Source organism: Acidimicrobiales bacterium (genome assembly GCA_035536915.1).
Taxonomy (GTDB): Bacteria; Actinomycetota; Acidimicrobiia; order Acidimicrobiales; family JAHWLA01; genus JAHWLA01.
On the sequence record DATLNE010000020.1, the window covers coordinates 1 to 19,898 of the forward strand.

Sequence of the window (19,898 nt, forward strand, 5' to 3'; positions counted from 1 at the left end):
ACCTCGACGTCGCCCTCACCAAGGGCCACACCCCGCTCGCCATCATCAACGATGTCCTCCTCGAAGGGATGAAGGTCGTCGGGGACCTCTTCGGCCAGGGGGAGATGCAGCTGCCGTTCGTGCTGCAGTCGGCCGAGACCATGAAGACCGCGGTCGCCTATCTCGAGCCGCACATGGAGAAGGCCGACCAGGGCGGCAAGGGTCGCATCGTGCTGGCGACGGTGCGCGGCGACGTGCACGACATCGGCAAGAACCTCGTCGACATCATCCTCACCAACACCGGCTACGAGGTGCACAACCTCGGCATCAAGTGCCCGATCGGTGACCTACTGGCCAAGGCCGAGGAAGTGAAGGCCGACGCGGTGGGGATGAGCGGACTGCTGGTGAAGAGCACGCTCATCATGCGCGACAACCTCGAGGAGATGAACGCGCGTGGCGTTTCGCATCTGCCCGTGCTGCTCGGTGGCGCAGCGCTGACGCGCACCTACGTGGAGCGCGACCTGCGCGAGGTCTACGAAGGTCGCCTGTTCTACGGCAAAGACGCCTTCGAAGGCCTCCACACCATGGACAAGCTCATGGAGTTGAAGCGCAGCGGCGCCGATGATGCGGACTTCGGCCGCGCACCTGGCGGACGCGACCTGCCGCGCCGCGAGCCGAAGGCCGAGGTCGATCCGACCTCGCTTCCAGCGCGCTCACCCGAGGCGGAGACCGACAACACGGTCTTCGTCCCACCGTTCCTCGGTTCCCAGGTCGTGAAGGGGATCTCCCTCGACGAGATCGCCGGCTTTGTGAACGAGACGGCGCTCTTCCGCAACCAGTGGGGGTTCCGGCCGGAGAAGGGCGAGTCCGACGACGACTTCAAGGCTCGCATCCGGCCGCTCTTCCGGGAGAAGCTCGCCGAAGCGAAGGGTTCCGGCGTGCTGGTGCCCCAGGTGGTCTACGGGTTCTACGCGGCCAACGGCGATGGCACCGACGTCGTCATCTGGAAGGACGAGACCCGAACGCAGGAGTGGATGCGATTCGGCTTCCCCCGCCAATCGCACGAGCCGTGGCTCTGCATCGCGGATTTCTTCCGACCAGTCGCCTCCGACGAGGTCGACTACGCGGCGTTCCACATCGTGACCATGGGCGAGGCGGTGTCGCAGGAGACGGCTCGGCTGTTCGCCGAGGACCGCTACCAGGACTACCTGTTCCTGCACGGCCTCGGCGTGGAGATGGCCGAGGCGCTGGCCGAGTACTGGCATCGCCGCATCCGTGAGGAACTGGGCTTCGCCGAGGAGGACGGGCCGTCGCTGGCCGGGCTGTTCAAGCAGCAGTACCGGGGCGGGCGCTACTCGTGGGGCTACTCGGCCTGTCCCGACCTGGAGGACAACGCCAAGGTGGCCGACCTGCTCGACGCCGAGCGCATCGGCGTGGTGGTGAGCGAGGGCTTCCAGCTGCACCCCGAACAGACGACCTCGGCCATCATCTGCCACCACCCCCAGGCCAAGTACTTCAACGCTCGGTGAGGCGGACCGCCGCCGTCGTGGCGCTCGTGCTCGTCGTCGGCGCCTGCTCCCGCGGCAAGCCCAAGCAGTCGGCCGACGGCGACCTGCTCACCCCGCAGTTCGCGCCCGACACCAGCACCACCCTCACGACGACGGCGGACGGGGTCATGACGACGACTCGGCCCGGTGCGCCGGGGGCAACGACAACGCCGTCGACTGGCGCCTCGGGGCAACAGCCCGCGCCGGTCGTGCCCGGCGCCACCACCGCGGCTCTCGTCGACCCCCGCGGCGACCTCACCCCGTCGCCCCTCGACCCGCCGCCCGCGTGGGCCGACCTGGTGGGCGCCACCCTGCTGCGGCGGGCCGACGGCTTCGAGCTGCGGGTGCGCCTGGGCGGTGGGTCGGCCCCCACCGGCACCGACGAGGACCACACCATGAACATCGCCTCGTTCTACGACGTCGACGGCAACGGGTCGGTCGACTACGAGGTGTGGGCCAACCTTGCCGCCTCGGGCTGGGGCGGCTCGTGGTTCGACAACCGAGCGGGCAAGGCCGCCTTCGCCGACAAGGCCAGAGTCGCCGTCACGGTTGCCGGTGACGAGGTCGTGCTGCGCTTCCCGCTCTCGCACCTCGGCAACGCCGAGCAGTTCCGGTGGTCGCTGGCCTCGGAGTGGGGCCGCTACGAGGTGCTGGGTACCGCGGCCACGGCCCGAGACGACGCTCCCGACAACGACGGCGCCGCCCGCTTCCCGGGCTGACACGCGAAGAAGGGGCCCCGCAGGGCCCCTTCTCTACGTTCGCTCCGGCTCGATCAGCCCTTGCCCGGCTTCTCGTTGCGGTTGCACTCCGGGTCGGTGTCCTGGTCGGTGGACGCTGTCGTTCCGGTGTCTGCGCACGTGAACCGGCCGTGCTCGGGATTGCCACCGATGAGGCCGTGGTCGTGGCAGTAGTTGAAGACGTTCTCCGCCGCCGTCAGGCTCGTGTTCTCGCCCTCTTCGTCGACGCCGTTGTCGTTGTCGTTGTCTCGGCCGTCTGTGTCGGTGTAGTCCCGACCGGCGTCCTCGAGACCCTGGAAGGGCCGCGGATCATCCGGGTCTTCCGGCCCGGCGCCGTTGTGGCCGACCTTCTGGCCGTTGAAGTAGGCGGTGCAGAGGCCATGGTCGTTCTTGCCGTTCGGCCCGGGTTCGGCCGTGCTCATGCCGGCAGCAGCGCCCAGCATGCCGAGCACGCCGAGGATGACCGCAAAGACCTTCTTCAAGTTGGTTCCTTCCTGTCGTCGACCCCAACTGAACAGTTCAGTGGTCCTTCGCCCCAGGGAACCGAAGGGGAACATTGGCACAATCCGGACATCTCAAACCACTCGGCGGGGTGAGGCTGAGCCTGCGGGCGCTGTGGCCCGCCCGCCGATGAGGCGCACATCTCCATCCTGACGCGACGAAGGGGCCCGAAGGCCCCTTCGTTCGACTTCGTGCTGCGAGAAGCTCAGCCCCTGCCGCGGCCGTTCTTCCCGTTGCCCTCGGTGCCCTCAGTTGTGGGGTCCTCGGGGTTGCCGCCAATCCCCTTGGGGTTGTTGGCGATGTCCGAACACCACCTCCACACATCCTCTTCGATGGGCGTGTCGGAGTCCCCGTCGTCGGCCGCCCTCTCGAGAGCAGCGAACGGACCGGCCTGGCGCTTGTTGGCCCGGCCTGTCTCCGAACCGTTGAAGTACGCGGTGCAGAGCCCGTGGTTGTTCTTCCCGTTGGGACCGGGCTCGGCGGTGGCAACTCCAACTGCGCCGCCGAGCATGCCCAACAGGCCGAACGCGATAGCGATCACCTTCTTCAAGGTGGCTTCCTTTCGTCTTCGACCCCAGCGGATACATGCGCGCGCTCACGACCCCCAGGAGCGCCCTTACAACTTCGTGACGCGGGCACTGGTTCCTGCCCCATCGGGTGACAAAAGGGATTACCCGGGCGGGTGACGAACTCTTAGCCGGGGGTCGCTCAGCAGGACGTCTACGTCCTCGCGCTCAACCGGGAGGGAACCAGTGAATCGACGCATCGTCACGCTGCTGGCGATCGGGGGGGCGGGCGCCATGGCGTTCGCCGTTCCGGGCATCGCGGGCAACGAGTTCAAGAACAAGTACGACAACACATCGGCCAGCCAGGACTGCGACGGCGACACCGTCACCTACAACGGCCCGCTGAAGATGTGGCCGCCGAACCACAAGATGCAGGACGTGTCGGTGACTGCCGCCGACAGCGACGGCCGCGGCCCGGTCACCATCACCATCACACCGTCGGTCACCGACGTGGCCGGTGGCGACGGTGGCCCCAACCACGACCCCGACTACACGCCCGAAGAGCCCACAGGATCGGGCGACGGCAGCGCCACCGCCGACTTCCAGCTCCGCTCGGAGCGTTCCGGCAAGGGCGACGGCCGCACCTACACCATCGACTGGGTCGCCACCTTCGACGACAAGGAGTGCTCGTCGGTGGACGAGGGCAACTCGCCCTTCACCGTCACCGTGCCCCACGACATGCGGCCGAGCCGACGATAGAAGCAGTGCTTGCACAACCGATGAAGGGCCCGGCACGCCGCCGGGCCCTTCTCGCGCTCGGGCTGGTGACGGTGCTGGTGCTCGGCGCGTGCAAGGCACCGGGCGGCAACAAGGGCGCCGACGACGGCGTGGGAGGCGACGGCCTGCCCCGGCCCGAGCTCGGCATCACGCCGTCGCCCTTACCCGAGGCGGGCGCCACCACGGCGACGACGACGGCCAGCGGGCCGGGCACAACCGCGTCGATCGTCCCCGGCGGGGGCACGTCGACGACTGCTGCAGGCGGCGGCCCCGGCACCACCACGTCCACCACGGTGCCCGACACCTACCGCACGGTGGGGTCGTCACCCGACCCTCGCGGCGACCACGGGAGCGACGGCCCTGGCTACGCCGACCTGGTGCGGCTGACCGTGGAACGAGGCACACGCACGATGCGGCTCACCGTCGAGGTGGGCGGCACGCTGCCCGCCGCGCTGGCCCCGGGAGAGGTCGAAGGCTTCGGCGTCGACCTGTTCCGCGGCGTGGGGCTGGAGAGTGCGTATCAAGTGTTCGTCGACGGCGGCAGCGACGGGTGGCGGGCATACTTCCAGCGGGGCAACGACTTCGTGCTGTACCCCGGCACGTTCCGTCTGGGCGGCAGCAGGCTGGAGTTCGTGGTGCCGCTCAGCGCCTTCGCCGACGGCGACCCCGAGCGTGCGTCGGCGTTCGCCGACTGGTCCCAGGACACCGACGCCGGGAAGCGCAACTCCGAAGACCTGCTCCCCGACCTGGGCGCCGTGCAACTGTCCCGCTGAGCTTGCTCCACCGCGACGCCGAAGTTGTGTAGGGATCGCGCCGTTTTACGGCGCGATCCCTACACAACCTCGGGGGGGTCAGCCCGCCAACAGAGCCCGGGCTACCAGGTCGGTGCCGAAGGCGGTGAGGATGGCCAGGTAGAGCAAGCCGGTCGCCGCCATGACGGCTGAGTAGGCCCGTTCCTTCAGCGCCGCGTGGGTGACGAAGGTGAGGATCAGCGTGGTGGCCGCGCAGGCGATCCAGAACCAGCCCAACAGGCCGTTGTAGCTGTCGTCGATCGTCCCGTTGAACACCGACACCATGCCCACGGGCCACAGCAGGGCAGCCACCTCGAACGGCCAGATCCACGCCAACCACCGGTTGAGCTCGCTGAGCGGCCCCCGCCCCAACCCCGGCTGCACCAGATACCAGTGGCCGAGCAGCATGGCGTCGCTGACGCAGCCCAGGAAGGCGGCGCCGACCAGCGTGCGCACGACCGCCAACGCGTCGGGGCCGCCCGCGGCGATGCCTGCCGCCACCAGTCCCACCGCGCCGATCACCGGCGCGACCAGGTCGAGTACCGGCGGGAACTCGGCCGCCTCCGCATCGCGGTCGGCCGCTTCTCGTTCGATGCCGGTCATGGTCGCCACCCGCGCCGAACGGGCCGAGGCCCGTTCGCGCTCGCCCCGCACACCTGCCCGTCGCCGAACCACCGAGACAGCCAGCGCCACGCCGCTCGCCACCACCACGCCGGCTGCGCAGGCGTCGCGCACGGCGACCGGCTCCAGCATGCGCCCGGCGGCCACGGCGCCCGCAGCGATGACCAAGTACGTAGTCCGCAGCAACCAGCCGTAGCCGACCCCCACCTCGCGCCGCCGCGTGGTCACCCAGAGGAACAGCAGCCCCCCGGTCGCCCATTGCAGCAGCACGGTGGCTGCGTCGAGTCGGATCACGCCGTCTACAGGAGCCCGACGACGGCGCCGCCGTCCACTTGGAGCGCAGTGCCGGTGACGAACTTGGCGGGCTCCGAGCACAGGAATGCCGCCACCCGGCCGAAGTCGTCGGGGTCGCCGAGCGGGCCGTCGCCCACGCTGCGCCCCAGTTGCTTCACCCGGTCGGTGGCGTGGAGGCCGGGGCACAGCAGGTTCAAGGTGATGCCGTCGGCGAACAACTCAGGCGCCGCCGTCTTGGCCCATGCCCACAAGGCGGTGCGGGCTGTGTTCGACAACACAAGGCCGGGGATGGGCTGCTTCACGCCGAACGAGGTGATGCAGCAGACGCGGCCCCACCGGTTGGCCCGCATGTGGGGGACGGCCGCCTGCACCAAGCGCACCGACGTGAGGAAGTTGGCCTCGACCGCCTCGTGCACGGCGTCGGCGGTGACGTCGAGCGCGGTCATCGGCGTGGGGCCGCCCGCGTTGGCCACGACGATGTCGAGGCGGCCGAAGTGTCGTACTGCCGCAGCCACCAGCGCCGCGGGCTGCGCGGGCTCGGTCACGTCGGCCGGGACGGCCAGCGCTTCGCCGCCCGCTTCGGCAATGGCCGCCGCCGTTTCCGCCAGCGCGTCGCGGCCCCGGGCGCAGATCACCACCTTCACGCCTTCGGCCGCCAACGCCAGGGCCGCGCCGCGGCCCAAGCCCTTCGACGCCGCAGTCACCAGCGCCACCCGCCCGGCGATGCCGAGGTCCATCAGCCCACCTCCGCCAGGTCGTGCGACACGGTGTTGAGCGGCTCGGGGCCGTCATCGGCGGCCACCACGATGTCCTCGATGCGGGCACCCCAACGGCCGCTGACGTAGATACCCGGCTCCACCGAGAAGGCGTGGCCCGCCACCAAGGGCGTGGCGTTGCCCGCTACCAGGTAGGGGTCCTCGTGCTCCTCCACGCCGATGCCGTGGCCGGTGCGGTGGATGAACTGCGGGCCGTAGCCGGCGTCGGTGATGATGCGCCGGGCCACGGCGTCGACCTCTTCGCACGGCGTGCCCACCACAGCAGCGGCCACCGCTGCGGCTTGGGCCGACTGCAGTACCCCGTACAGCTCGCGGAACTCCTGCGGAGCCGCGCCGGTGAACACCGTGCGGGTGATGTCGGAGCAGTAGCCGTCCATGGTGCCGCCGAAGTCGCACACCACCGACTCGCCGACGCCGATCACCCGGTCGCCGGGCTCGTGGTGCGGGCTCGCCGCGTTGGGGCCGGAGCCGACGATGGCGAAGTTCACCCGGTCGTGCCCCTCGGCCCGCAGCCGGGCGGAGAGGTCGGCCGAGACCTCGGCCTCGGTGCGCCCCAGCAACCCGATGTCGCCGCCCAGCAGCTGAGCCGCCACCCGGTCGGCGGCCGCCGCCACCGCTCGCAACGCCGCCACTTCGCCTGCGTCCTTCACCGCCCGCAGGGGACCCGTTACCGCCGAGGCCGCCGACCACGAGGCGGCGGGCAGCCGCTGCTGCAACGCCAGCACGAACATGGCCCACGTGCGGTCCGACACGGCCAGCCGCCGCCGCTCCCCGACCAGCGAGGCCACGATCTCCACGGGATCGTCCGTCTCGCCCCACGGCCGCAATGTGAAGATGGAGTCGTCGACCGCCACCCGGGGCGCCTCCAAGGCGGGCACCACCAACACGGCGTCGTCGTCGTTCGGCAGCACCAACATCGTCAAACGTTCCAGCGGCATCGCCTCGTAGCCGGTGAGCCACGGGAGGTCCGCTCCGAGTGACAACAGCAACGCATCGATCTGGAGGTCCTGCATGCGGGCACGAACCGCCGCCACACGTTCCGGTCTCATCGCTCTCACCCTAACGATGCTCGTCGCCTGCGAGGACGGCGCCGACTGCGCCACGACCTCCATGGAGGCGACGGCCGCCGAGAAGGTGAGCCTGTCGGCCGCCGCCATGCTGCACGCCCGCCTCACGGCGAGCGGGGTCGGCGTGCCCGGCCAGGACGTGGAGTTCGTGGTGCTCGACGACGGCGCCGAGGTCTACCGAGGCGAGGCCACCACCGATGCCGAGGGCCATGCCCGTCACGACCTCAAGACGACGCTCGACCCCAACGCAGCCACAAGCATCGCCCGGGGCGACCAGTGGCAGGCCGACTTCGACGGCGACATCGCCTTCTGCTCAAGCTCCGACGAAGCGCCGTTCACCCTGCTCGGTCGCTGACGACGCCGCCTGCTTGGCGTGGTAGCTCGACCGCGTGAGCGGCGACGCCTCCACGTGGGCGAAGCCCATCGCCGTGCCCGCCAGCCGCAGCCGTTCGAACTCGTCGGGCGTCCACCACCGCGCCACCGGGAGGTGGTGGCCGGTGGGCCGCAGGTACTGGCCGACGGTCACGATGTCGACGCCCACGCCGCGCAGGTCGGCCAACGCCGCGAGCACTTCGTCCTCGGTCTCGCCCATGCCGAGGATGATCCCCGACTTGGTGACGAGGCCCGCAGCCTTGGCCCGAGCCAGCACGGCCAGGCTGCGGGCGTAGGAGGCCGACGGGCGCACCGCTCGTTGCAGGCGGGCCACCGTCTCCAGGTTGTGGTTGAGGATCTCCGGGCGGGCGTCGAAGATGCGCTGCAGCGCCTCGGGGTCGCCCTTGCAGTCGGAGATCAGCACCTCGACGGCGGTGCCCGGCGAACGACGGTGGATTGCCTCGATGGTGTCGGCGAAGGCGCCTGCTCCGCCGTCGTCGAGGTCGTCGCGGGCCACGGCGGTGACCACCGCGTGGGCCAGCTGCATGTCGACCACCGCTTGGGCCACCCGCTCGGGCTCGTCGGCCTCCAACGCCTCGGGCTTGCGGGTGTCGACCAGGCAGAACCCGCACGCTCGCGTGCAGCGTTCGCCGTTGATCATGAAGGTGGCGGTGCCGTCGGCCCAGCACTCGAAGATGTTGGGGCAGCCCGCTTCCTCGCACACCGTCACCAAGTCGAGGCTGCGCATGCGCTTCTTGAGGTCGCGGAACTCGGAGCCCATCGACGCCTTGACCCGCAGCCACTCGGGCTTGCGTTCCTCGACAGCCAAGCCGCCCGACACGCCCGCCTCGGCCAGCCGGCCGAGCAGCCGCACGGCCGTGCCGCCGGTGCGGGTGAACGACGACAGGTCTTCGGGCGCCACCCGCCACGCCACGTCCTGGCGCTCGACCTCGCCCCACCGCTCGGCCGCCCGCGCCACCACAGCGTCGACGACCTCTTTCATGGAGACGTCGAGTCCTTCCGCCTGCAACGAGGTCACGGCCTTGTCGGCGATGCCGCACGGGACGATGTGGCCGAACATCGACAGGTCGGGGTCGACGTTCAGGGCGAAGCCGTGCATGGAGCGGCCCCGCGTCACCCGCACGCCGATGGCGCAGATCTTGCGGTCCTCGACCCAGACGCCCGGGTACTCGTCGAGCCGGGTGGCGCCGGGCAGGCCGAGGTCGGCCAGCACGTCGATGACCAACTGCTCGATCGAGTGCACGTAGTTGGGCCGCGAGCGCGGCCCGGTGGGCACGTCGAGGATGGGGTAGCCGACCAGTTGGCCGGGGCCGTGGTAGGTGACGTCGCCGCCCCGGTCGGCCCGCGTCAGCTCGGCGCCCACGTCGGCAGGCGGGACGAGCACATGGCTCAGGTCGGCCCGCACGCCGAGGGTGTACACGTGCGGGTGCTCGAGCAGCAGCAGCCACTGGTCGCGGGCCGCGAACAAGGCCCGCTGCAATGCGTCGGCGTCGGCGTAACGGACTCGCCCGAGCCACCGGGCGTGCAGCATCAGGCCAGTTCCTGCGCCCAGTCGCGCGTCTCGAGGATGTCCTTGACCTTGGCCAGGAAGGCCGCCGCGTAGGCGCCGTCGTAGGCCCGGTGGTCGAAGGCCAGCACGAGGTGGCCGACCGGGTGCACGGCGATGCCGTAGCCGCCGTCGGGCAGCGGGACCGCCACCGGCTTGGGCTTGACGCCGTCGGTGGAGAGGATGGCGACCTGGGGCTGATTGATGATGGGGATGGTCATGGCCGTGCCGTAGCCGCCCACGTTGGTGAGGGTGAAGGTGCCGCCCACGATGTCGTCGGCGCCGAGCTTGCGGGCCTTGGCCCGGGCGCCGAGGTCGCCGATCTCCCGCGCCAGCGCCCGCAGCCGCTTGCCGTCGGCGTCGTGGACGACGGGGACGATGAGCCCCTGGAAGTCCATGTCGACGGCGATGCCGAGGTTGACGTAGCGGTGCACGAGCAACTCGTCGTTGCCCATGGAGGCGTTGACGTGGGGGAACTCGCGGATGGCGTCGATGACGGCACGAGCGATGAACGGGAGGTAGGTGAGGCTGACGCCTTCCTCGTCCTTGAACCGCTTGCGCTGCGGGCCGCGCACCCGGTCGACGTTCTCGTAGTCGACCTCCATGATGACGACGGCATGGGGCGAGGTGTCGACCGACCGACGCATGTGCTCGGCGGTGCGACGGCGGATGTTGGAGAAGGCCACGACCTCGTCGCGTTCGCCTGCGGTGACCGTCGACGGCGCCGGTGCGGGCTTGGGTGCGGGCGCCGGTGCCGGTGCGGCCGCCGCGGGCGCCGCTTGCGGCTGCGGCTTGGGCGCCTCGGGGGCGGAAGCCGGCGCGGCGGCCCCGCCCTTGTCGATGAACGCCAGCACGTCGGCGCGGGTGATGCGGCCGCCTGCGCCGGTGCCGGGGATGGCATCGGGCTGCAGGTTGTGCTCGGCGATGAGCCGGCGCACCACGGGCGACAGCACGCGGCTGTCGCCGCCACCGCCGTTGCTCGACGCGTCGCTGTCGGGCTCGGGCTCGGGCTCGGGCTCCGAGGGTGCGTCCTGGGTGGCGATCGCCGTGGCCTGCTCCTGGGTGGCGCCCGCTTGTTCGGCCTTGGCCGCCACCTCGGCGGGCGAGTCGCCCTCCATGGCCTGGGGCGCCGGACCACCGGAGCCGCCCTCCGACCCGGACCCCGCGCTGTTGTCGGGCTCGGGCTCGGGCTGCGCTTCGGCCTCGGGCTCAGCCGCAGGCGCAGGCGCAGGTGCGGAACCGGCGTCGCCGATGACGGCGAGCTTGGCGCCCACCGGCACGGTCTCGCCTTCCTGCACGAGGATCTCGGTGATCACGCCGGCGGTGGGCGAGGGCACCTCGGAGTCGACCTTGTCGGTCGAGACTTCGAACAGCACCTCGTCTTCGGCCACCGAATCGCCGACCTTCTTGGCCCAGCGGGTGATCGTGCCTTCGGTGACGGTCTCACCGAGCTGCGGCATCGTGATGTCGGCCATCAGGCGTGCAACCCTCTCCCGGTCAAAGCCAGCACCGTCTCACCGAACACCTCGGAGAGCGTCGGGTGTGGCTGGATGTACTGGGCCACCTCGTCGGGGGTGGCCTCCCAGTTCACGGCCAGGTAGGCCTGGCCCAGTTGTTCGGTGACCCACGGCCCCACCATGTGGACGCCGAGGATGCGCCCGGCCTTGCCGTCGGGGCCCTTCTCGGCGATGACCTTCACCATGCCCTCGGGCTCGCCCACGATGAGGGCTCGGCCGTTGCCGATGAACGGGTCCTTCTTGGCGATCACGTCGTAGCCCGCTTCCCGGGCGGCTTCCTCCGACATGCCCGCGAAGGCGACCTCGGGATGGCAGTAGATGCACCACGGGACCTTGCCGTAGTCGACGGGCACGGGCTTCTCGCCCAGGATGTCCTTGACGGCGACGATGGCCTCGGCGAAGCCGATGTGGGCCAAGGCCGGCGTGGCCACCAGGTCGCCCACGGCATAGACGCCGGGCTCGCCGGTGCGCATGTACTCGTCGACGGCGACGAAGCCGCGCTGGTCGATCTGCACGCCCTCGACCCCGTCGACCAACCCGTCGGAGTAGGGGCGGCGGCCGACCGACATGACCACGGTGTCGACGGTGATCTGCTCGCCTTCGCCGAACTTCACGGTGGTGCCGGAATCGCCCGGCTGGTGGCCGTGCACCTTGACGCCGAGCTTCACGTCGATGCCGCGCTTCTGGAACGACTTGGCCACCACGGCCACGACGTCGGCGTCGCACCCCGGCAGCAGCTTGGGCAGCGCTTCGAGGATCGTCACCTGCACGCCGAGGTCACTCATCATCGAGGCGAACTCGCAGCCGATGGCCCCGCCGCCGATGACGACGGCCGAACTGGGCAGCTTGTCGAGCATGAGGACTTCGTCGGAGGTCATGACGTAACGGCCGTCGACCTCGAAGCCGGGGATCGTGCGGGCCACGGAGCCCGCAGCGAGGATCACGTGGCGGCCCTTGAGCTCGGTGCCGTCGCTGACCTTGACCGTCTTGTCGGCGGTGAGTGTGCCGGTGCCCGACACGATGGTGATCTTGCGCCGCTTCATCAGGCCCTGCAGGCCCTTCCACAGTTGGTCGACGACCTTCTGCTTGCGGGCCTGGCTGGTGGCGAACTCCACTGCGGGCTGGTCGGCGAGCACGCCGAACTCCTTGGCGCCGGCGACGGTGCGGAACACGCTCGCCGTCTCCAGGAACTCTTTTGCCGGGATGCATCCCCGGTGGAGGCAGGTTCCCCCGACCTTGTCCTTCTCGACGACTGCGACGCTCAGGCCCGCTGCTGCTCCGTAGAGCGCTGCGGCATACCCGCCTGGGCCGCCGCCAACGACGACGACATCGAACTGCTCGGCCGTGGGGACCACCTCCCTGGTTTCTCGGCCCGCAGCCTACCCAACCGCCGAACCGGGCTATTTCTGCCCGTCAGCGTGTTGCCAGGGTCACCTGGAGGGCGAAGGCGACCAGGATGGCGAGGCCCGTGACGAGGGCGGCGATGATCAGCTTCCGGGTGCTCAAGATGCGCCCCGAGGGAGCGGCTTGCGGCCGGGGAAGCCTTCTTCCGGCAGGTGCCACCACGCCAGGTCGGCGTCGTCGAGCCGGAAGCAGAGGAAGTACACGACGTCATCCTCCCCGACGGCGGCGAAGTCGACCAAGCCCACCGTGGGGTCGCGCACGACGATGTCGCTCGCCGCCAGTTCCGCCGCCGCCGCTTCGGGGTCGTCGCCGGGGCGGAGGCCATGGCCGTTTGTGCGGGGCTTGCCCGCCACCACCGACGCCCGCTGGAGCACGTCGAGCAGCTCGCGCAGCCGGGGCAGGTACTCCCGGGCTTCCTCGACGGTCCAGTAACGCATCGGCGGTACGCTAGCGATGACGCAGGGGAGCTCGGCGCGCCGGGCTGAGAGGCGAGTTCGCACGGCTCGCGACCCTCGGAAGACCGGCCCGGTAATGCGGGCCAAGGGAGCGTGGCATGCAGGATCGGTTGGTCATCGGCGGCAGAGTGTTCGGCTCGCGCCTGTTCCTCGGCACCGGCAAGTTCCCGTCGCTGTCGTCGCTGCGCGACACCATCGTCGCCTCCGGCACCGAGATGGTCACCGTGGCCTTGCGGCGGGTCGACCTCACGGCCGACGAAGACATCCTCGACGCCATCCCGGCGGACGGTCGGGTGCAACTGCTGCCCAACACCAGCGGCGCCGTCGACGCCGACGAAGCGGTGCGACTGGCCCGGCTGGCCCGGGCCGCGGGCATGCCCGAGTGGGTGAAGCTCGAAGTGACGCCCGACCCCCGCTACCTCCTGCCCGACCCCATCGAGACGCTGCGCGCCGCCGAGGTGTTGTGCGCCGAGGGCTTCGTGGTGCTGCCGTACTGCTCGGCCGACCCCGTGTTGTGCAAACGCTTGGAAGAGGTGGGCTGCGCCACGGTCATGCCGCTGGGCTCGTGGATCGGGTCGAACCAAGGGCTGCGCACCAAGGCGGCCATCGAGATCATCGTGGAGCAGTCGCTCGTGCCCGTGGTGGTCGACGCGGGCATCGGCGCGCCCAGCCAAGCCGCCGAAGCCATGGAACTGGGCGCCGATGCCGTGTTGGTCAACACCGCCATCGGCACGGCGGCCGACCCCGTGGCCATGGGCGCGGCGTTCCGCAAGGCAGTGGAGGCCGGACGCGAGGGCTACGTCGCCGGCCTGCCTGCGGTGAAGCGGGAGGCGGAAGCGTCCTCGCCGCTGACCGGCTTCCTGTCGTGAGGATCGAGCTCGAGTCGCGCCCCGCGGGCGTGCCCGACGGCACCGCCGCGGCCGACTTCCTGGCCGTCGACCTCGGCGCCTTGCGTGCGCTCGTCGACCGGGCCACGCCCGCCGACGTCGCCCGCGCCTTGGCGGCGACCCGTCGCACCCCCGCCGACTTCGCGGCGCTGCTGTCGGCCGCCGCCGTCCCCCGTCTGGAGGACATCGCCCGCGCCGCCCATGAATCGACGGTGCGCCGCTTCGGTCGCACAGTGCAGTTGTTCGCCCCGCTGTACGTGTCGAACGAGTGCGTGTCGACGTGCACGTACTGCGGGTTCTCGGCGGGCAACGAGATCGCTCGGCGCACGTTGGCGGTCGACGAGGTGGTGGCCGAGGTCACTGCTTTGCGCGACCGCGGCTTCCGCCACGTGCTGCTGGTGGCAGGCGAGCACGCCCGCATCGTGAGCAAGGACTACTTGGTCGACGTGGTGCGGGCGGTGGCACCGGTCATGCCCATGATCTCCATCGAGGTGCAGGTGTGGGACACCGACACCTACCGCCGCTTGGTGGAGGCGGGCTGCGACGGCTTGGTCGTGTACCAGGAGACGTACGACCGCACCACGTACGCGGATGTGCATCTCAAGGGTAAGAAGCGCAACTACGACTGGCGCTTGGCCGCTCCCGACCGGGGCGCGGAGGCGGGCATGCGGCGGCTGGGCATCGGTGCCCTGCTCGGCCTGCACGGCGACTGGCGCTTGGAGGCGCTGGCCGTGGCCGTGCACGCCCGGGCGCTGATCAAGCGGCACTGGCGCTGCGAGGTGTCGATGAGCCTGCCCCGCCTGCGGCCCGCCGCCGGCCTGGAGACGCCGCCGGCCGACCCGGTCGACGACCCCGAGTTCGTGCAACTGCTGTGCGCCCTGCGGCTCTTGCTGCCCGACCTCGGCATCACGCTGTCGACGCGGGAGTCGCCCGCCTTGCGCGATGCGCTGGTGCGACTGGGCATCACCTCGATGTCGGCGGGCTCGCATACGGAGCCCGGCGGTTACGCGGCGCCCAGTGACGCCGAGCCGCAGTTCGAAGTGTCCGACACGCGATCGGCCGACGAGGTGGCGGCCGTGTTGCGCGCCGCGGGCTACGACCCGGTGTGGAAGGACTGGCAGCGGGTGTAACGAGCCCGCTGCACCAGGTGGTAGCCGTCGGGTTGGCGGCTGGGGCGCAGCCGTTCGAAGCAGGCCTCTTTGAAGGCATCGAGCCTGTCGGCAGGCACCCGTTCGATGGCGGCGCGCTGGCCTTGGCTGTTGACCCACCGCCACCAAGCCTCTTCGTCGGGGAAGACGAAGAGGGCCTCGTCGTCGTGCTCTTCCACGCCGGTGAAGCCCGCGGCGGTGAGCTCGGCCCGGATGTCGCCGGGCGGAAACGGCGGCGGCATCGCGACGAACTGCTTGGCCACGTCGCCGAAGAACATCATCTCGTCGTTGGCGCCCGTCGGCACCGACAGCCCCACCCGCCCGCCGTTGCGAAGGACCCGTCGCCAGTTGGCGAACGCCGTGGCTCGGTCGGGCAGGAAGCCCACGGAGAAGGCGCACAGGACCACGTCGTAGTCGGCATTGCCCTCGGGTTCTTGGGCGTCCATGAGCCGGGCGTCGACCCCGTCGGCCCGCAGCGCCTCGACCATCTCCGGCGCCAGGTCGGTGGCCACCACGCCGGCTCCTCGGGCCAGCGCCGGGAACACCGTGGCGCCCCGGCCGGAGGCGAGGTCGAGCACGTCGTCGCCCGGCTGCACGTCGACGTAGTCGACCAGCCGTTCGCCGAACGTGCGGAAGAAGGGGATGACGCTGTCGTAGTCGGCCGCCGCCCGGCCGAACACCTGCACGAAGTCCATCCCGACTGCATAGCCCGCCCCGCCGGCCTACGGGGTGGCGACCACCGTCCGGGCCTTGGCGAGGGCACGGTCGACGATGGCCCGGTACTCCGCCAGCAACTGCTCGTACTCGGCCACCACCGCCCGACCGTGCTCGGCCTTGAGGTCCTGGTAGATGCGCACGAGGCCGACGGCGTCCTTGCAGGCGACGTCGTCTCGGGCCACCGCTCGCTCTCGCTCGCTCTTCGCCGTGGTGGCGTCACTGGCGAACTCCTGCACCGGGCCGAAGGGGTCGGTGTAGGCGTAGCCCTTCGCCGTCATGCACGACGACCACGCCTTGATGCCGGCGTCGAAACGAGGGTCGGCGACGGCATCGCGCTCGACGGCGCTGCGCACCTCGTTGCCGATCCAACTGGCGAGCGACGTGTGGCGAGCCTGGTCGCCGTAGAGCGTCCGCTGCGATTGGCCGAAGCACCCGCCCGAGGTCTGGGCGCCGGTCTGCTCGCCCGTGACCGGGTTTGTCAGCGGGACCCCGTCGCCCGCAGGGCCGCCCGAGTGAGGCTGGCCGTCGTAGGCCTGTGACCACCTGTCGCGCTGCGAGGCCGTCTGCAACTCCTTCTGTGCTGCGTTGGCCCCGCCTGGCCCCGCAGGCGTCGCGTAACCGAGCTCGTCGGCGCGGCGCGCGTCGGTGCGGCCGAGACGGCTCCACTCGGGGTCGAGGCCGCCCGCCGACACGTCGGTCTCGTCGTAGCGGTGGCCCGCGGCCTTCATGCAGTCGTGCACCAAGCGCTGCTCGGCGCGGAACAGCAAGGCCGACTCCTCGTCGGTGAGCAGGAAGGACGCCAGGTCCTCCTGCCCCGCAGGCGAGTCGGCCACTGTCGAGACGGGCTTCGACGGCCGGACCTGCACGGCGACCACGCCGGCCACGAGAGCGGCTGCCGCCAGCGCCACGGCCAATGCGGCACGCGGTGCCCGCCGGGCAGGCAACTGCATGACGGTGGCGTCGTCGAGCGGCGTGTCGGCCATGACCTCGAAGGTGCGACGCAGCCGGGCTTCGACCTCGTGCTCGGAGAGCTTCACGACAGTTCCTCCCTCATGCGAGCGAGCGCGCGGTGCGTCGCCGACTTCACCGTTCCTGGCCGGCACGCGAGGACGTTCGCGATGTCGGCTTCCGACATGTCTTCGTAGAAACGCAGGACGAGCACGGCGCGCTGCCGGTACGGCAGGCGGGCCAGCACGGCCCACGTCTCGTCGATCTCGGGGTCGCCGCTCACCCGAGGCGGTTCGGGTTGGTGGCGCTCGGCCACCGCCGCCCGCCGGTGCCGGCCCTTGGCCATGTTCACCACTGCGGTGCGCAGGTAGCCACGGGGGTTGTCGAGCCCGCCGAGCTTGGGCGACACGGCGAGGAAGGCGTCCTGCACCACGTCTTCGGCCGCGGCGTCGGAGCCGACGAGCAGCTTGGCGAGGCGGACCATCGACGGCCACAGCTCCTCGTACAAGCCCGCCAGGTCGTGCTCGACCACGAGCGCTCCTTCTACGAGATCCATGCCGAACTGACGCGCGCCTCGGCAGTTTCGTTCCCTTCTGCCGGCTGCGCCCGACTTTGCCGGTCCTCCCGACGCTCGTTAGGCTTGCCTAACATGGTTCCGGCGCTGCTCATCATGATTCGCGAGGGCTTCGAAGCAGCCCTCGTCGTCGCCATCGTCTTCGCCTATCTGCGGCGCATCGGCCGCCTCGACCTCGGCCGCTCGGCGTGGCTGGGCGTGGCCGCCGCCACCGCCTGCTCGCTGGCCGTCGGCGTGGTCGTGCGCCTCACCCTCGGCAACCTGGTCGGCGCCGCCCGCATGCGGGCGTTCGCCGCGGTGTCGTTCGCTGCGGTGCTCGTCCTCACCTGGATGGTGTTCTGGATGCGCCGGCAGGCCCGGGCCATCAAGGGCGAGCTGGAGCAGAAGGTCGACAACGCGCTGGGCAGCGACAACCCGCACCGCGCCGTCATGCTCGTCACCTTCATGGCCGTCATCCGCGAGGGCATAGAAGCGGCGCTGTTCCTCCTGGCGGCCAGCACCTCGGCCGGCGGTGGGCAAGTCCTGCTCGGCGGCGTGCTCGGCCTGGCCATCGCCATCGCCCTCGGCCTCATGGTCTACGTGGGCGGGCGCAAGCTGCCCATGCGCCTGTTCTTCCGGGTGACCGGCATGATCATCGTCGTGTTCGCCGCCGGCCTCATGGCCCGCACGGTGTTGTTCCTGCAGTCGGCGGGCGACCTCGGGACGGTGGCCGACAGCGTCTACGACGTCACAAGCGTGTCGTGGCTCACGCAACGGACGGAGGGCGGCAAGATGCTCGCGGCCCTGTTCGGCTGGGACCCCCGGCCGTCACTCGAACAGGTCGTCGCCTGGGTCGGCTACATCGTCCCCGTGACCTACTTGTTCCTCCGCGAACCGCGCACGCCGGCGCCGGTCGTGGCCGAGACCGCACGGGAGACGGCCGCCGCCGTCTAAAGGAATCGGCCGTTCCGGTCGATTCAATACCTCGGGAGAACGGGCAGCGGCGGCGCCATGACCTCCTCGCGCCGCCCTGCCGCTGCGAGAGAGGTAGTCCCCCGACATGCGCAACAAGATCTTCGCCGGTGCAGTTGCCGTGCTGAGCCTGGCCAGTGGCTTGGTGCTCGGCCCCAAGGCCTCGGCCAACGAGCCTGAGTACCGGCGCATCCACTTCCCCGTCGAGGGGGCGGTGCAGTTCTCCGACGACTTCGGCGACCCCCGCAGCGGCGGGCGCTCCCATGCGGGCAACGACCTCATGGGCGCCAAAATGCAGAAGCTGCTCTCGACGGTCGACGGCCGCGTGACCTTCACCCGCGTCGACTCGAGCGGCCTGTCGGGCAACATGCTGACGATCCGCGATGCCGAGGGCTGGCAGTACCGCTACATCCACATCAACAACGACACGCCCGGCACCGACGACGGGGCCAACCCGTCCAACGCCATCTTCGCTCCCGGCATCGGCACCGGCTCGAACGTGCGGGCGGGCCAGCACGTCGCCTTCCTCGGTGACAGCGGCAACGCCGAGGGCACCGCACCGCACCTCCACTTCGAGATCGTGCGCCCCGACGGCACGGCCATCAACCCGTGGACGAGCCTGCGCTTGGCGCAAGGCCTGCCGGCGGGCACCCGTTGCGGCTACGGCAGCAACCCGGCGGGCGCGCCGAGCAATGCCTCGGCGGCGGGCTACTGGGTGTTGGGCGCCGACGGCGGCATCTTCAGCTTCGGAAACGCTGCCTTCTACGGCTCCACCGGCGGCATGCGGCTGAACCAGCCCATCGTCGGCATGGCGGCCACCCCGACCGGCCGCGGCTATTGGCTGGTCGCCCGTGACGGCGGCATCTTCAGCTTCGGCGACGCCCAGTTCTTCGGGTCGACCGGGGGCATGCGGTTGAACCAGCCCATCGTCGGGATGGCCCCGACCCGCAGCGGCCAGGGCTACTGGCTGGTGGCCTCCGACGGCGGCATCTTCACCTTCGGCGACGCCACCTTCTTCGGCTCGACCGGCGGCATCCGCCTCAACAAGCCGGTCAACGGCATGGCCCCCACGTCATCGGGCAACGGCTACTGGCTCATCGCATCCGACGGCGGCATCTTCACCTTCGGCGACGCCACCTTCATGGGCTCGGTCCCCGGCCTCGGCATCAACACCACCGTGCTCGGCATGGCGGTGGCCAAGGGCGGCAACGGCTATTGGCTGCTGGGCGCCGACGGCGGCGTGTTCAGCTTCGGCGACGCCCCGTTCTACGGGTCGCTGCCGGGCGTGGGCCTGTGCCGCTGGCCGCAAGGGACCAAGATCGTGACCAGCGCTACCGGCAACGGCTACTGGGTGCAGGCCAACGACGGCAGCACGTGGGCCTTCGGCGACGCCCAGCACTACGGCGCCGTCAACGCCCTCGGCCTGCCCGCCTTCCAGCCCACCATCGGCCTGGCCACCGTCGCCCCGTAAGGCCGGAGTACCCGCTGCCCGGATTCCGGGCAGCGGGTACTCCGGGCGGGCAGAGGTACCGCGAAACCGGCAAGGGTGGATGATTGCGAGCGATCGGGAGCTTCCAACAGGTCATCGGTCGCACCGTCCCACTACCGCGGTCGATCCCACGGCGATGGGGGTGGGTAGCGGGAGCCCATGACCGGACCGAGCGCGGGGCGGCCGTTCTCGAGTTCGAACTCGTTCCTCGGGTCCCGCTGAGCCCGACCGGACGGCTTGTGATGAGGTACTCGGCGCCGGGGGGCGAGGAAG

Annotated in this window: 21 protein-coding genes; 9 read left to right on the forward strand and 12 right to left on the reverse strand. The window is 70.6% G+C overall.

Translation table 11 applies throughout. From position 1 onward, the window contains the following. Together VM938_05200 and VM938_05205 are read left to right on the forward strand one after the other, a co-directional pair. On the forward strand, positions 1 to 1,508 hold a 1,508-nt coding region (locus tag VM938_05200), incomplete at its 5' end, for a vitamin B12 dependent-methionine synthase activation domain-containing protein (protein ID HVF74424.1). Continuing rightward, positions 1,505 to 2,245 carry a hypothetical protein gene (locus VM938_05205; protein HVF74425.1) on the forward strand — a complete coding sequence of 247 codons (741 nt, stop codon included), beginning with the start codon at positions 1,505 to 1,507 and terminating at the stop codon, positions 2,243 to 2,245. The genes VM938_05200 and VM938_05205, both read left to right, overlap by 4 nt. Before the next feature lie 53 nt (positions 2,246 to 2,298). Here the strand turns inward: VM938_05205 and VM938_05210 are convergent, their stop codons facing one another. Beyond that, on the reverse strand, positions 2,299 to 2,745 hold the full coding sequence (locus VM938_05210) for a hypothetical protein (GenBank protein HVF74426.1): 447 nt from the start codon (positions 2,743 to 2,745) through the stop codon (positions 2,299 to 2,301). 224 nt (positions 2,746 to 2,969) lie between these two features. Beyond that, positions 2,970 to 3,314 carry a hypothetical protein gene (locus tag VM938_05215; GenBank protein HVF74427.1) on the reverse strand — a complete coding sequence of 115 codons (345 nt, stop codon included), beginning with the start codon at positions 3,312 to 3,314 and terminating at the stop codon, positions 2,970 to 2,972. Between the two features lie 202 nt (positions 3,315 to 3,516). On the opposite strand from VM938_05215, the gene VM938_05220 reads away from it, so the two are divergent. Together VM938_05220 and VM938_05225 are read left to right on the forward strand one after the other, a co-directional pair. Further along, entirely contained in the window at positions 3,517 to 4,029 is a 513-nt protein-coding gene (locus VM938_05220) for a hypothetical protein (protein ID HVF74428.1), read from the forward strand. A gap of 5 nt (positions 4,030 to 4,034) precedes the next feature. Continuing rightward, complete coding sequence (locus VM938_05225; protein ID HVF74429.1) at positions 4,035 to 4,820, forward strand: hypothetical protein; 786 nt, start codon at positions 4,035 to 4,037, stop codon at positions 4,818 to 4,820. A 78-nt stretch (positions 4,821 to 4,898) separates the two neighbouring features. On the opposite strand, the gene VM938_05230 is transcribed toward VM938_05225, so the two are convergent. From VM938_05230 to VM938_05240, 3 genes are read right to left on the reverse strand one after another with little or no spacing between them, the layout of a single operon-like run. Beyond that, a complete protein-coding gene (locus tag VM938_05230; protein ID HVF74430.1) occupies positions 4,899 to 5,753 on the reverse strand; it encodes a hypothetical protein in 855 nt (284 codons plus the stop codon). Positions 5,754 to 5,758: 5 nt separating this feature from the next. Further along, positions 5,759 to 6,490, reverse strand: a complete 732-nt coding sequence (locus tag VM938_05235) for an SDR family oxidoreductase (protein HVF74431.1) — start codon at positions 6,488 to 6,490, stop codon at positions 5,759 to 5,761. Then, positions 6,490 to 7,578 carry an aminopeptidase P family protein gene (locus VM938_05240; GenBank protein ID HVF74432.1) on the reverse strand — a complete coding sequence of 363 codons (1,089 nt, stop codon included), beginning with the start codon at positions 7,576 to 7,578 and terminating at the stop codon, positions 6,490 to 6,492. The genes VM938_05235 and VM938_05240 overlap by 1 nt, the downstream gene beginning before the upstream one ends. 16 nt (positions 7,579 to 7,594) lie before the next feature. Here VM938_05240 and VM938_05245 point away from each other — a divergent pair, with 16 nt between their 5' ends. Beyond that, positions 7,595 to 7,951: a hypothetical protein gene (locus VM938_05245; protein ID HVF74433.1), complete on the forward strand. Its 357-nt coding sequence runs from the start codon at positions 7,595 to 7,597 to the stop codon at positions 7,949 to 7,951. Here the strand turns inward: VM938_05245 and lipA are convergent. The 4 genes from lipA to VM938_05265 form a co-directional block, all read right to left on the reverse strand. Then, the gene (gene lipA / locus VM938_05250; protein HVF74434.1) at positions 7,910 to 9,520 is read right to left on the reverse strand and encodes a lipoyl synthase; all 1,611 of its coding nucleotides are present in this window, start codon (positions 9,518 to 9,520) and stop codon (positions 7,910 to 7,912) included. The genes VM938_05245 and lipA overlap by 42 nt on opposite strands. After that, the gene (locus VM938_05255) at positions 9,520 to 11,010 is read right to left on the reverse strand and encodes a dihydrolipoamide acetyltransferase family protein (protein ID HVF74435.1); all 1,491 of its coding nucleotides are present in this window, start codon (positions 11,008 to 11,010) and stop codon (positions 9,520 to 9,522) included. The genes lipA and VM938_05255 overlap by 1 nt, the downstream gene beginning before the upstream one ends. Further along, positions 11,010 to 12,407 carry a dihydrolipoyl dehydrogenase gene (lpdA, locus tag VM938_05260; GenBank protein ID HVF74436.1) on the reverse strand — a complete coding sequence of 466 codons (1,398 nt, stop codon included), beginning with the start codon at positions 12,405 to 12,407 and terminating at the stop codon, positions 11,010 to 11,012. The genes VM938_05255 and lpdA overlap by 1 nt, the downstream gene beginning before the upstream one ends. A 147-nt stretch (positions 12,408 to 12,554) precedes the next feature. Continuing rightward, positions 12,555 to 12,893, reverse strand: a complete 339-nt coding sequence (locus tag VM938_05265) for a DUF2203 family protein (protein HVF74437.1) — start codon at positions 12,891 to 12,893, stop codon at positions 12,555 to 12,557. Between the two features lie 116 nt (positions 12,894 to 13,009). On the opposite strand from VM938_05265, the gene VM938_05270 reads away from it, so the two are divergent. Further along, the gene (locus tag VM938_05270) at positions 13,010 to 13,780 is read left to right on the forward strand and encodes a thiazole synthase (GenBank protein HVF74438.1); all 771 of its coding nucleotides are present in this window, start codon (positions 13,010 to 13,012) and stop codon (positions 13,778 to 13,780) included. Beyond that, the gene (gene thiH, locus VM938_05275; GenBank protein HVF74439.1) at positions 13,777 to 14,928 is read left to right on the forward strand and encodes a 2-iminoacetate synthase ThiH; all 1,152 of its coding nucleotides are present in this window, start codon (positions 13,777 to 13,779) and stop codon (positions 14,926 to 14,928) included. Before VM938_05270 ends, thiH begins: the two co-directional genes overlap by 4 nt. On the opposite strand, the gene VM938_05280 is transcribed toward thiH, so the two are convergent. From VM938_05280 to VM938_05290, 3 genes are read right to left on the reverse strand one after another with little or no spacing between them, the layout of a single operon-like run. Next, entirely contained in the window at positions 14,892 to 15,641 is a 750-nt protein-coding gene (locus VM938_05280) for a class I SAM-dependent methyltransferase (protein ID HVF74440.1), read from the reverse strand. The genes thiH and VM938_05280 overlap by 37 nt on opposite strands. A gap of 27 nt (positions 15,642 to 15,668) precedes the next feature. Continuing rightward, entirely contained in the window at positions 15,669 to 16,700 is a 1,032-nt protein-coding gene (locus VM938_05285; GenBank protein ID HVF74441.1) for a hypothetical protein, read from the reverse strand. Next, positions 16,697 to 17,143 carry a SigE family RNA polymerase sigma factor gene (locus VM938_05290; protein ID HVF74442.1) on the reverse strand — a complete coding sequence of 149 codons (447 nt, stop codon included), beginning with the start codon at positions 17,141 to 17,143 and terminating at the stop codon, positions 16,697 to 16,699. Before VM938_05290 ends, VM938_05285 begins: the two co-directional genes overlap by 4 nt. A gap of 117 nt (positions 17,144 to 17,260) precedes the next feature. Between VM938_05290 and VM938_05295 the strand changes: the two genes are divergently transcribed. Beyond that, a complete protein-coding gene (locus VM938_05295) occupies positions 17,261 to 18,118 on the forward strand; it encodes an FTR1 family protein (protein ID HVF74443.1) in 858 nt (285 codons plus the stop codon). Positions 18,119 to 18,224: 106 nt separating this feature from the next. Further along, on the forward strand, positions 18,225 to 19,607 hold the full coding sequence (locus VM938_05300; protein HVF74444.1) for a M23 family metallopeptidase: 1,383 nt from the start codon (positions 18,225 to 18,227) through the stop codon (positions 19,605 to 19,607). Positions 19,608 to 19,898: the final 291 nt, after the last annotated feature.